The sequence below is a fragment of the Pseudolysinimonas sp. genome, assembly GCF_039912695.1.
Classification (GTDB): Bacteria; Actinomycetota; Actinomycetes; order Actinomycetales; family Microbacteriaceae; genus Pseudolysinimonas_A.
In genome coordinates this window covers 68,304-80,926 of record NZ_JBDSPJ010000010.1, presented here as the reverse complement: position 1 = coordinate 80,926, position 12,623 = coordinate 68,304, and the positions used below count along the sequence as shown (strand labels likewise).

Below are 12,623 nucleotides of genomic sequence, written 5' to 3'. Positions count from 1 at the left end.
CGTGCTCGGTGGCGCGGTGATCGTCAAGGAGGGTGCGCAGGTCGACGGGCAGAGCCTCGCCGACAAGGTCGGCTTTCTGCAGTTCGGCGTCGGTGCGGTCTCCAGCCCGATGGATGCCTGGCTGACGATTCGCGGCATCAAGACTCTCGCGGTGCGTGTCGATCGACACTCCTCGAACGCTCAAACCATCGCCGAACGTCTGGTCGGACATCCGAAGCTCAGCGCCGTGTACTACCCGGGGCTGCCCGATCACCCGGGGCATGACCTCGCGGCGACGCAGATGAAGGCCTTCGGCGGCATGCTCTCGGTGCGCCTCGCCGACGGGCCGACTGCCCGCCGGTTCGCCGAGTCGACGAAGCTCTTCCAGCTCGCCGAATCGCTCGGCGGCGTCGAGTCGCTGGTCTGCTATCCCTCCGAGATGACCCACGCGTCGGTGCGCGGCACCGAGCTCGAGGTGCCGGTTTCGGTCGTGCGACTGTCGGTCGGCATCGAGGATGTCGACGACCTGACCGCCGACCTGCTGACGGCGCTCGACGCGGTCTAGTCCGGCCGTGTCACTGCGCATCCCCGAGGACTTCACGCTTGGCGCGGCAACAGCCGCGTACCAGATCGAGGGTGCCGCGCGCGAGGGCGGCCGCACCGCGTCGATCTGGGACACCTTCAGCCACACGCCGGGGCGAACTCTCGACGGCGACACCGGAGACGTCGCGGCCGACCACTACCACCGGCTCGACACCGACCTCGACCTGATGGCGCACCTGGGGCTCGACGCCTACCGCTTCTCGATCGCCTGGCCGCGGGTGCAGCCGGGTGGGCACGGGGCACTGAATCCGGCCGGGATCGCGTTCTACTCCCGGCTCGTCGACGGACTGCTCGCCCGCGGCATCGCGCCGGTCGCGACCCTGTACCACTGGGACCTCCCGCAGGAACTTGAGGATGCCGGTGGCTGGCCGCAGCGCGAGACTGCGGTGCGCTTCGCAGAGTATGCCGCCCGTACCGTCGAGGTGCTCGGCGACCGCGTGGCGATCTGGACGACCCTCAACGAGCCCTGGTGCTCAGCCTTCCTCGGCTACGGGTCGGGGGCTCACGCGCCGGGCCGAGCCGACGGCGCATCGGCGCTCGCTGCGATGCACCACCTCAATCTGGCGCACGGGCTCGCGGTACCCGAGATCCGCCGCGCAGCGCGCAATTCGCCCCAGGTCTCCACGACCCTCAACTTCCACGTCGCGCGTCCGGCCGACCAGGATGCCGACGATGCCGCGCGCCGGATCGACGCCCTCGCCAACCGTTCGTTTACCGGGCCGATCCTCGACGATCGGTACCCCGACGATCTCGTCCGTGATACCGCGGGGGTGACCGATTGGGCGTTCGTTGAGGACCACGACCTGGCCCTGATCGCGCAGCCGATCGACCTGCTCGGGGTGAACTATTACTCGACGGTGACGGTGCGAGACAGTGATGGCCGCGCGCCGCGCGCCGCAGCTGACGGACACCGGGCCGGGGCCGGGTCACCGTGGCCGGGGAGCGAGCACGTCGAGTTTCTTCCGCAGCCCGGACCGCTGACCGACATGGGGTGGAACATCGCCCCCGAGGCGCTCGAGGAACTGTTGCTTCGGCTGGCTGCGGAGCACCCCGGGATGCCCCTGCTCGTCACCGAGAACGGGGCGGCGTTCCGTGACGACCCGATTGCGGGACACGTCCTCGACCCTGAACGCGGAGACTACATCGTGAGCCATCTCGCGGCGACGGTCCGAGCTCGCACCGCGGGGGCGGATGTGAGGGGCTATTTCGCCTGGTCGCTGCTGGACAATTTTGAGTGGGGTTACGGGTATTCGAAGCGGTTTGGGATCGTCCGCGTCGACTACGACACGCAGGAACGGATCGTGAAGGACAGCGGTCGCCGTTACGCGGAACTCATCCGCAGTCGCATCATTCCCTCCTGAGAGAGAACTGGCCCTCCTGAGAGAGAACTGGCTCTCCCGAGGGAGAGGTCTTTGGCCGAAAACCGCGCGCGGGTGTCAGTCGGGACCGGCCAGACTGGTCAGGTGCAATCGCAAGGCCGGATCGGGCTGCCCTCGGCCTCTGCCCTCTACATCGCGGCGGTGCTGGGCACCGGGGTGCTCGTACTCCCGGGCCTGGCTGCGGATGCGGCGGGGCCGGCATCCATCGTCGCGGTCGCCGCAGTGCTCGTGCTTTCGGTCCCGCTGGCTGGCACCTTCGCCGCGCTCGCCGGGCGCTTTCCGGATGCCGGCGGGGTCGCCACGTTCGCACGTCTCGCCCTCGGGCCGACCGCGGCCCGGATGACGGGGTATTGGTTCTTTTTCGGCTGCGGATTCGGGGCCCCGGTCGTCGCCGTGCTCGGCGGTGAATATCTCACCTCGGTGCTCGGCCTGCCGCATTCCTGGGTGCCGTGGTTGGGGATCTCGTTCTTCGTCATCACGATCGGGCTCGCCTGGATCGGCCTCCGGGTGAGCGGCGCTGTACAACTGGTGCTGACCGCCCTGCTGGTGGGTGTCGTGCTGCTCGTGGTCGTGAGCGCGGTCCCCGTTGGCCAACGCTCAAACTTCGAGCCTTTTCTTCCCCACGGGTGGGCCGGGGTCGGCCTGGCGATCAGTCTGTTCGTCTGGGCCTTCGCCGGCTGGGAGGCGATCACGCACTGGGCGAGTGAGTTCAAGAACCCGCGGCGCACCTTGCCGCTAGCCACCGCGATTGCGATCGTCGTGGTCGGTGCCGCCTACCTCTCGCTGCAGTTCGCGACCGTCGCCGTGCTCGGCACCGGTCGACCGAGCAGCATCGTTCCTCTGCTCGACCTGGTGGCCATCACCCTCCCGGGCTACGGCCCGCTGATCGTCGGGGTGATCGCTGCGGTGGTCGTCATCGGCGTGCTCAATGCCTACATGCCGGCCCTCGGCAACCTCGCCGCATCACTGGGGCGCGACGGACATTTGCCCCGCTGGTTCGCGAAGGGTGCCGAAGCGGGCGCGGTGCCGCGTCGAGGGCTGCTGCTCACGGCGGCGGTCTGCCTGGGCTACACGGCGCTGTACTTCGCGCTCGGCGTCGATCTCAAGGTCTTCGTGCTGATCCATACGTCGTCGATGGTGGCGGTCTACCTGGTCGGGATGATCTCCGCGGTCAGGCTGCTCGACCGCTTCACGGTTGGCTGGTGGATGGCGATCCTCTCGGTCGTGCTCACCGCCGGACTCGTTGTCTTGGCGGGCGCGAACCTGCTCATCCCGGCCATCCTCGCGGTTGTCGCCGTTGCGGTGACGATCGTCAAGCGTCTGCGCCAGCGTGCCCAACCCGTTTCCGAGAAAGAGCCGAACCCGTGACCGTCCGCCGCCGAATTGTCGATCTCAGCCATGTCATCCACGCCGGTCTAATCACCTATCCCGGCCTGCCTGCCCCCACGATCACGCCGTTTTTGACGCGCGAAGACTCACGACAGAGATACGCGAAGGGCACCGAGTTCGCGATGGACATCATCACGATGATCGGCAACACCGGCACCTATCTCGACTCGCCGTTTCACCGCTACGGCGAGGGGTCTGATCTCGCCGGCCTCGACCTCAGCACCCTGGTCGATCTGCCGGCCGAGGTGTTTCATCTCACCGATCTGACGACGCGGGGGATCCCGGCAGGGCTGTTCCTCGACCGCGACCTGAGTGGCACTGCGGTGTTGCTGCACACCGGCTGGGACCGTCACTTTGGCACGCCCGAGTATGCGACCGGGTCGCCCTTCCTCGACGCAGCCGCGGCGAATCATCTGGTCGCCCAGGGCGTGACTCTCGTCGGGATCGATTCGCTCAACATCGACGACACCGAGTCGGGCGGCGAGCGCCCGGTGCATTCGGCGCTGCTTGCGGCCGGCATCCACGTCGTTGAGCACCTCACCCGGCTCGGCGATCTGCCCGCTCACGGTGCCCGGTTCACGGCGGCTCCGCCCGCAGTCGCGGGGTTCGGCACCTTCCCCGTGCGCGCGTACGCGACGCTCGGCTAGCCTCACAAGAGGACACGTCACCGAGGGTGCGGACGGTCCCCTCCCGCCGTCTCACCTCTCCAAGAAATCCGCTTCCGCATGACCACACTTAGCCACCCCGGCGACGCGCTCAGCCGTCGTCAGCGAACGGTATACATCCTGATCCTGGGTGCGCTGACCGCGCTCGGGCCGTTCACGATCGACCTCTACCTGCCCGCGTTCCCGCGCATCGCCGAAGAGTTGCACACCAGCGACGCCGCGGTGCAGCTCACCCTGACTGCGACAACCATCGGTTTCGGGATCGGCCAGTTGATCATCGGACCCTGGAGCGACACGATCGGCAGGCGCATCCCGCTGCTGGTCGCGAGTTCCCTGCACGTGATCGCGAGCCTCGGTGTGATCCTCGCCCCGAGCGTCGAGCTGGTCGCCGTGATGCGCGTGGGTCAGGGCGTCGGTGCGGCCGCTGGCAGTGTCGTCGCGTTGGCGATGGTGCGCGACCTGTTCGGCGGCAAACCCCTGGTGCGGATGCTCTCGAGGCTCGCGCTCGTCAACGGCTTGGCCCCGGTTCTCGCGCCGCTCATCGGGTCGCAGCTGCTGCGGGTGATGGACTGGCGCGGGGTCTTCGTCTTCCTGGCCGGGTATGGCGTGTTCGTGTTGGTAGCCACCGCCGTCTTTCTGGTCGAAACACTGCCGGCCGAAGCTCGTCGCACCACAGGGCGCGTCAGCGTCCTCGACCGGTTCCGGGCGCTGTTTCGCGACCGAGTCTTTCTCGGGGCGGCTCTCATCGGAGGCATGGTGTTCAGCTCGATCCTGAGCTACGTCTCGTCGTCGCCGTTTCTGCTCCAGGACCTCTACGGCATCGACCCACAGCAGTTCGGACTGCTGTTCGGCCTCAACTCGTTCGGGCTGCTGGTCGCCGTTCAGGTCTCGGCTCGGCTCGTCCCGCGAATCGGGGCCGCGTGGGTGCTGGCGATCGGTACGAGCTCGATCGCGTTGTCGGGGGCCGCGCTCGTCGTCGCCGCACACCTCGGTAACGGACCGTTGACGGTCATCGTGCCGTTCTTTTTTCTGGTCTCGAGTTGTGGACTGTGCTTCCCGTGCATACAGGTGCTCACCCTCGCCAACCACGGCACAGAGGCCGGCACGGCGGCATCTCTCACGGGCGCCGCGAATGCCGCGATCGCCGGGTTGGTGTCGACCATTCCCGGGTTCATCGGCCTGACGTCGGGAGCGCCGGTCGGCTGGGTCGTTCTGGCTGCGATGACTGTCGCCACGGCATCCCTCTGGCTCTTGGTGCGCCCGTGGAGCGTGCCGCCTCTCGCCGACTGAACGCAGCCTCAGGTCGAGCGGGAACCGCGCGCCGCGAACCGCTGCTGGAGCAGCACGGCAACCACGATGATGACGCCCTTCGTGATGGCCTGAACCGAGGTCGACAGGTTGTTCTGCGTGAAAATGTTGATGAGTGTCTGGAAGATCAGCACGCCGAACACGGTTCCGACGATCGTGCCCCGGCCGCCGATGAGCAGGGTGCCGCCGACGACCACCGCGGCGATCGCATCCAACTCGTAGCCGCCGCCGTGGGTCGAGGTGCCGACCGACGTGCGGCCCATCATCATGAATCCCGCGATGCCGGCGGTGGCTCCGGCGAGCACGTAGAGCGCGACGATGTGGCGCTTGACCTTGAGTCCGGCGAGACGCGCCGCCTCGTAGTTACCGCCGAGTGCGACGGTGCGGCGTCCGAAGGTCGTGCGGCCGAGCAGGAACCAGCCGGCGACCGCGACGATCGCGAAGATCCAGATGAGGGCGGGCACCCCGAGCAGGCCGCCGCGGAAGAAGTTCAGAAAGTCAGTGTTGTTGATGATCAGCGTCTTACGGTCGGAGATCAACTCCGCGAGGCCGCTGGCGGCGACGAGCATGGCGAGGGTCGCCATGAAGGGCACGACCCTCCCGTAGGCGATCACGATTCCGTTCACGAATCCCGCCGCGGCGCCGACGGCGATCGCCACGACGACGAGCAGCAGCCAGGAGGTCTCCTTGGCCGCGGCCTGCACGGCGGCGGTAGAGGCGACGACTGTGGAAAGCCCCAGGACCGATCCGACCGAGAGGTCGATGCCCCCGGACGTGATCACGAAGGTCATCCCGACCGTGATGACGCCGACGATCGAGGCGGCTCTGACAATCGTGAGGAAGTTCTCGAAGTTGAGGAACCTGTCGCCCGCGGTCAGGGCCCCGACACCCACGATGACCGCGAGCGCGATCACGAGCCCCAGGTTGCGGCCGGTGCCGCCACTCAGGAAGCGCCGGAGCGCGCTCGGCGGCGCTTCGCCGGCGAGCTGAGGGGTGCCCAATACGGCGACCTCGGCGACGGGGATGGGGGTCGGCTCGCTCACGCGGCGGTTCCTTTCATAACGAGGTCGAGTACGCCGTGCTCGTCGATGGCGCTCGCGTCGGTCGTTTCGATGACGCGACCGTCCGAGATGACGAGCACGCGATCGGCGAGGCCGAGCACCTCCTCGATCTCGCTCGACACGACGACGAGGGCTGTGCCTGCCTCGGCAAGGCGGCGAATGAGGGCGTAGATCTCGGCGCGCGCACCGACGTCGACGCCACGGGTCGGCTCGTCGAGCAGCAGGACCTTGGTGCCGTGCACCAGCCACCGGGCGAGCATGATCTTCTGCTGGTTACCGCCGGACAGGGTGCCGGCAAGACGGTCAGGATTGCTGGGACGCACCTCGAGCGCATCGAGCTGCTCCGCTGTAGCGCGGCGTTCTCGGCGCTCGTCGAGTACGCCGAGCCGCGCGAACCGCGCGATTGTCGACAGCGTGACGTTGCGGTACAGCGGTTCTTCGAGCAGCAGGCCCTGACTCTTGCGCTCTTCGGGCGACAGACCGATTCCGGCCGACACGGCATCCCGAACCGAGCCTGGCTTGAGCAGGCGGTCACCGAGGCGTACCGTGCCCGCGGTTGGTTTGCGTGCTCCGTAGATGGCTTCGAGGATTTCGGATCGGCCGGAGCCAACGAGGCCGGCCAACCCGACGACCTCGCCAGCACGAACCTGGAAAGAGACGTCGGCGAAGGTCGCGCGCAGCGAGAGTCCCTCGACATCGAGCACGACCGGCGCATCGGCCGCAACACCCGGGCGCGGCGGAAAGGCGTGCTCAAGCGTGCGGCCCGTCATCAGATGGATGAGCTCCGGAGTCGGGGTACTGGCGACCTCAAGGTCGCTCGCGACGCTCATGCCGTCCTTAAGCACCGTGATGCGGTCGCCGATCTGTCGAATCTCTTCCAGCCGGTGCGAGATGTAGATCACGGCGATGCCCTGGGCGGTCAACTCGTGGACGACGCGAAACAGGTTGCGCACCTCTTCGGCGTCGAGCACGGCGCTCGGCTCGTCCATCACAATCAGTCGGGTGTCGTGGGAGAGGGCGCGTGCCATGCTCACGATCTGCTTGCCCGCGGCCGAGAGCGTGCCGACCTCGCGGTTCGGGGAGAGGTCGCCGTGGCCGAGTCGGGTGAGCAGCTCGCGTGTCTCGCGCGTCGCGCGGCGCCGGTTGAGCACTCCCATCGTCGCCGTCTCGTGGCCGAGAAAGATATTTTCGGCGATCGTGAGGCCGTTGACGACATCCAGCTCTTGGTACATCGTCGCGATGCCCAAGCCGATGGCCGCAAAGGGACTGGAGATGATGACGGGTTCGCCATTCCAGAGGATCTCGCCAGCGTCGGGCTGGTAGGCCCCCGAAAGGATCTTGATCAGGGTGGATTTACCTGCGCCGTTCTGACCGAGAACGCAGTGCACCTCGCCCGCGCGCACGTCGAGATCGACGCCTTTCAGGGCGGCTACGCCGGAAAAGCCCTTCACTATGCCGCGCATCGACAGGAGCGACGTCCCGGTGTCGCCATTGACCATGCCGAGAACATAACAGATTGACGCACTTATGACGATGACTAAACATAAGTTGACCGACAACCGTCGACTTCTGCTACCGTGACCAAAGTCAACGGCGACAGCTCCCTTCTCTGGGGTCCCCCCTGTGGGCCGTCCGGTTGGCAAACCTTGCGAATCATTGACCTAGGAGGAAGCACATGCTCGGAGCAACGACGCGACGTCGGCAACTTCTCGCCGCTGCCGGCGCCCTGCTGCTGGCCGGCGTAGTTGCCGGATGCACAACGGGTGGAGGCGGCGCAAACACCGGCCCAACCAACAACACCGGTAACGACGATGCAGGTACCACCATCACCATCGGCTTCTCTGGACCCGCGGCCGACCACGGCTGGCTCGGCGCCATCAACTCGGCCGCCATTGCGGAAGCGAAGAAGTACCCGGACATCAACCTGGTCGTCGCGGAAGGCACGAACGACGCCAACCTTCAGATCAGCCAGGTCGAAACGTTCATCAACGACAAGGTCGACGCGATCGTGCTGCTGCCGACCGATGGCGCCGCACTGACCGCAGTCGCGATCAAGGCGATGGAGGCTGGCATCCCGGTCATCAACGTCGACCGCGAGTTCTCGAGCACCTTCGCCGCTCGCGTCACCATCCTCGGTGACAACTACGGCATGGGTGTCAGCGCCGGCACCTACATCTGCGGCCAGCTCGGCGGCAAGCCGGACTCGGTGATCGCAGAGATTGCCGGTATCGATTCGCTTCCGCTGACGCAGGACCGCTCGCGCGGCTTTGCGGATGCACTCGATGACTGTGGGTTGAAGGTCACCAACCGCGTGGCTGCCGACTTCACGGTTCAGGGTGGTGAAGCGGTGACGTCACAGTTGCTCGCTGCCGCTCCGCACATCGACGCGATCTGGAACCACGATGACGACCAGGGTGTCGGCGTTCTCGCCGCCATCGAAGCTGCAGGACGCAGCGAGTTCTTCATGGTCGGCGGCGCCGGTTCGGCGAACGCCATGCGGCACATCCAGGCTGGTGACAGCTCGCTCCAGGCGACCGTCATCTACCCGTCGACCCAGGCAGCTGACGGCATCCGTCTGGCTCGCCTGCTCGTTCAGGGCAAGTCCTTGGGCGACCTGGTCGAGGTCGAGGTGCCTAACCGCATCGTGCTCAACGCCCCCGTGGTGACGAAGGACAACGTGGCGAAGTACCTGCCCACGGCGTTCGAGTCCTAGACCCGGATCCACAGGCGGTACCACCGAATAGAGCGGGGCGCGTTGATAGCGCGCCCCGCTCTCTCCACAGACGGGAAAAAGCTTCATGGCGCCTCTGCGCATCGCGATGATCGGTCACGGCTTTATGGGGGCAGCACACTCCCAGGGCTGGCGCGTCGCCCCCCACTTCTTTGACCTCCCGGCAGAGCCCGAGATGACCGTTGTGGTCGGGCGTAACGCCGAGAGCACCGGAGTCGATGCCGCCCGTTGGGGATGGCACGAGTCAGCGTCCGACTGGCGCACCGTTGTCACTCGCGACGACATCGACGTCGTCGACATCGTGACCCCCGGTGATTCTCACGCGGAGATTGCCATCGCGGCGCTCGCCGCCGGCAAGCACGTGCTGTGCGAGAAGCCTCTCGCCAACACCGTCGCCGAAGCCGAAGCGATGACCGAGGCCGCGGCGAATGCGCCGGGTGGCGCTCTCGCCATGACGGGTTTCACCTACCGCCGGGTACCGGCCGCAGCCCTCGCACGCGACATGGTGGCCGCCGGACGAATCGGCCGCGTCACCCAGGTGCGGGCCTCGTACCTGCAGGATTGGCTCAACGATCCCGCGATGCCGCTGACCTGGCGTCTGCAGAAAGAGATCGCCGGATCCGGCGCCCTCGGCGACATTGGCGCTCACGCGATCGACCTCTCCCAGTTCGTGACCGGGATGAACCTCACCAGTGTGTCGGGCACCCTTCAAACCATCATCACCGAGCGCCCCATACAGGAGACCTCGGCAGGCCTCGGCGGCACAGGCGGCAGCGAGATGGGCACGGTCACTGTGGATGACGTCGCCCACATCGTGGGCCGCTACGACTCGGGAGTTCTGGGAACCTTCGAGGCGACTCGGTTCGCCACCGGCCGCAAGAACGCGCTGCGTCTCGAAGTCTCCGGCACCGAGGGCGCGATCTCGTTCGATCTTGAAGACCTCAACTCGCTGCTTTTCTACGACGGCACAGCGCGCGATTCGGAACGCGGGTTCACCAAGATTCTGGTTACCGAGCCGGTTCACCCGTACATCCCGGCCTGGTGGCCGGCCGGTCACATGCTCGGCTACGAGCACGGCTTCTCCCACCAGGTCAAAGACTTCGTCGAAGCGATCAGCGCCGGCATCCAGCCGACGCCGAGCTTCGCCGACGGACTTCAGGTTCAGCGCGTGCTCGAGGCGGTCGAAACCAGTTCCGCCGCCGGCAGCGCCTGGACTGCCGTCTAGTCTCAATCCCAACCAAACCCCGCGAAGGAGCGACCATGGGCCGACCGATCACGCTGTTCACCGGCCAGTGGGCCGATCTGCCGCTCGAAGAAGTGGCGAAGCTGGCTTCCGGATGGGGCTACGACGGACTCGAGCTCGCCTGCTGGGGCGACCACCTCGACCCGTGGCGCTGGGATGAGCCGGGCTACGCCGAAGGCAAACTCGAGCTGCTGGCCACGTACAACCTGAAGGTGTTCGCAATCTCGAATCACCTCAAGGGCCAGGCGGTCTGCGACGACCCGATTGACCAACGGCACCGCGACATCGTCTCGGACAACGTCTGGGGCGACGGCGACCCGGAGGGCGTGCGGCAGCGTGCGGCCGAAGAGATGAAGCACACGGCACGGCTCGCCGCGAAGCTCGGCGTCGACACCGTCATCGGCTTCACCGGCTCGTCGATCTGGAAGTACGTCGCGATGTTCCCGCCGGTCTCGCAGGCCACCATCGACGCCGGCTACCAAGATTTCGCCGATCGGTGGAACCCCATCCTCGATGTCTACGACGAGGTCGGCGTGCGGTTCGCGCACGAGGTGCACCCGAGCGAGATCGCGTACGACTACTGGACAACGGTGCGTACCCTCGAGGCGATCGGCCATCGTCCGGCTTTCGGCCTCAACTGGGACCCCAGCCACATGGTGTGGCAAGACCTCGACTCGGTCGGGTTCCTGCTCGACTTCGCGGATCGGATTTACCACGTCGACTGCAAGGACACCCGCAAGCGCATGACGAACGGTCGCAACGGTCGCCTCGGCTCGCACCTCGCCTGGGCGGACCCGAAGCGCGGCTGGGACTTTATCTCGACCGGGCACGGCGACGTTCCGTGGGAGGACGCTTTCCGTGCACTGAACTCGATCGGCTACACCGGTCCGATTTCGGTTGAGTGGGAGGACGCCGGGATGGATCGCCTCCTCGGCGCCCCCGAGGCCCTCGAGTTCGTGCGCAAGCTCGCTTTCGACGCTCCGGATGCCGCGTTCGACGCGGCGTTCAGCGCGAAGTAGGCGCGCCCGAACTTCGGGGTTTCAACGGGTAGAGGCGGTGACCATCGCCTCTACCCGTTCCGGTGACAGGGCGTGGTGGATCGCGAGCATGCTCGCACCCAGGATGGCGGCATCCGGCCCCGCCTTGGACTGCGTGATCTGCAGGTGCTCGGTCGCGATCGGCATGGAGCGGGTGTAGACGATCTCGCGGGCACCCGCGATGAGGTGTTCGCCGGCCTGCGCAAGCGAGCCGCCGATCACAATGACGGCGGGATTGATCAGGCTCACGCAGATGGTGAGGGCCTCGCCGATGTCGCGACCGGCCTGGCGCACCGCCTGGATGGCGTCGACGTTGCCGCGTTTGACGAGCTCGACGACGTCTTGACCGGTCGCCGTGGCCAGACCTGATTCACCGAGGATGCGCGCGAGAGCTGATCCCGAGGCGATCGCCTCAAGGCAGCCTCGGTTTCCGCACCGGCACAGCACGTCGGCGCCTCGGGCGACGTAGACGTGCCCGATGTCGCCCGCCGTGCCCCGGTCGCCGCGCTGCAGTAGCCCGCCCGAAATAACGCCCGAGCCGATGCCGGTGGCCACTTTGACGAAGATGAGGTCATCGACACCCGGCCAGGCCAGTTCGCGTTCGCCGAGAGCCATGATGTTGACGTCGTTGTCGACCAGCACCGGTACCCCGAAGATCTCGCCGAGCCAGCCAGGGACGTCGAAGCGGTCCCAACCGGGCATGATCGGCGGGTTGGTGGGTCGTCCGGTGCTGTGTTCGACCGGACCGGGCACGCCGACTCCGATCGCGAGCAGGTCGTCAGCAGAACGGCCGGAACGCTCGAGCAGCGCCTTCCCGAGGTCGGCGACGCGGGTCAGCACCGGGATCGGCCCTTCGGAAACCGCGATCGCTTCGCCGCCTTCATCCACGATTCGGCCGGTGAGGTCGGTGAGGGCGACCCGAATGTGGGAAGCACCGATGTCGACCCCGAGGACGGTTCGCCCGCTCGCCGCCAGAGCGATCTGGGATGACGGACGCCCGCCCGTAGAAACAGCGTCACTGACAGCGCCAACCAGACCCAGTCGAACCAGAGCGTCGACGCGCAAACCCACGGTGGATCGGGCGAGCCCGGTGATGGCGGCGAGTTCGGTGCGCGTGCGTGGTCGACCGTCGCGCAGGATCTGCAACATGTCCCGCGTGCCGGAAAAGCCCAGCGGGTTCGAGTGCGACGCGTCACTTATGTCGATCATCGGCTCATCCAACCACACC

11 protein-coding genes are annotated in these 12,623 nt (G+C 66.8%); 8 read left to right on the top strand and 3 right to left on the bottom strand.

What is annotated here, in order from left to right; genetic code table 11:
- The 5 genes from ABIR17_RS03195 to ABIR17_RS03175 all read left to right on the top strand — a co-directional run.
- Window positions 1–544: PLP-dependent transferase (locus ABIR17_RS03195; RefSeq protein ID WP_348002911.1), on the top strand; the 544-nt coding region annotated here is incomplete at its 5' end.
- Window positions 545–551: 7 nt separating this feature from the next.
- Window positions 552–1,943: a GH1 family beta-glucosidase gene (locus tag ABIR17_RS03190; protein ID WP_348002910.1), complete on the top strand. Its 1,392-nt coding sequence runs from the start codon at window positions 552–554 to the stop codon at window positions 1,941–1,943.
- Between the two features lie 102 nt (window positions 1,944–2,045).
- On the top strand, window positions 2,046–3,329 hold the full coding sequence (locus tag ABIR17_RS03185; protein WP_348002909.1) for an amino acid permease: 1,284 nt from the start codon (window positions 2,046–2,048) through the stop codon (window positions 3,327–3,329).
- Complete coding sequence (locus tag ABIR17_RS03180; RefSeq protein WP_348002908.1) at window positions 3,326–3,997, top strand: cyclase family protein; 672 nt, start codon at window positions 3,326–3,328, stop codon at window positions 3,995–3,997. The genes ABIR17_RS03185 and ABIR17_RS03180 overlap by 4 nt, the downstream gene beginning before the upstream one ends.
- 78 nt (window positions 3,998–4,075) lie before the next feature.
- On the top strand, window positions 4,076–5,305 hold the full coding sequence (locus ABIR17_RS03175) for a multidrug effflux MFS transporter (protein WP_348002907.1): 1,230 nt from the start codon (window positions 4,076–4,078) through the stop codon (window positions 5,303–5,305).
- Window positions 5,306–5,313: 8 nt separating this feature from the next.
- On the opposite strand, the gene ABIR17_RS03170 is transcribed toward ABIR17_RS03175, so the two are convergent.
- Window positions 5,314–6,324: an ABC transporter permease gene (locus tag ABIR17_RS03170; RefSeq protein ID WP_348002916.1), complete on the bottom strand. Its 1,011-nt coding sequence runs from the start codon at window positions 6,322–6,324 to the stop codon at window positions 5,314–5,316.
- Window positions 6,325–6,362: 38 nt separating this feature from the next.
- Window positions 6,363–7,883, bottom strand: a complete 1,521-nt coding sequence (locus tag ABIR17_RS03165; RefSeq protein WP_348002906.1) for a sugar ABC transporter ATP-binding protein — start codon at window positions 7,881–7,883, stop codon at window positions 6,363–6,365.
- A gap of 176 nt (window positions 7,884–8,059) precedes the next feature.
- Here ABIR17_RS03165 and ABIR17_RS03160 point away from each other — a divergent pair, with 176 nt between their 5' ends.
- The 3 genes from ABIR17_RS03160 (at window position 8,060) to ABIR17_RS03150 (ending at window position 11,377) form a co-directional block, all read left to right on the top strand.
- Window positions 8,060–9,097, top strand: a complete 1,038-nt coding sequence (locus ABIR17_RS03160) for a substrate-binding domain-containing protein (RefSeq protein WP_348002905.1) — start codon at window positions 8,060–8,062, stop codon at window positions 9,095–9,097.
- Between the two features lie 85 nt (window positions 9,098–9,182).
- Complete coding sequence (locus tag ABIR17_RS03155) at window positions 9,183–10,340, top strand: Gfo/Idh/MocA family oxidoreductase (RefSeq protein ID WP_348002904.1); 1,158 nt, start codon at window positions 9,183–9,185, stop codon at window positions 10,338–10,340.
- Window positions 10,341–10,375: 35 nt separating this feature from the next.
- Complete coding sequence (locus ABIR17_RS03150) at window positions 10,376–11,377, top strand: sugar phosphate isomerase/epimerase (protein WP_348002903.1); 1,002 nt, start codon at window positions 10,376–10,378, stop codon at window positions 11,375–11,377.
- A 21-nt stretch (window positions 11,378–11,398) separates the two neighbouring features.
- Here ABIR17_RS03150 and ABIR17_RS03145 read toward each other — a convergent pair whose 3' ends face one another.
- The gene (locus ABIR17_RS03145; protein WP_348002902.1) at window positions 11,399–12,604 is read right to left on the bottom strand and encodes an ROK family transcriptional regulator; all 1,206 of its coding nucleotides are present in this window, start codon (window positions 12,602–12,604) and stop codon (window positions 11,399–11,401) included.
- Window positions 12,605–12,623 lie beyond the last annotated feature (19 nt).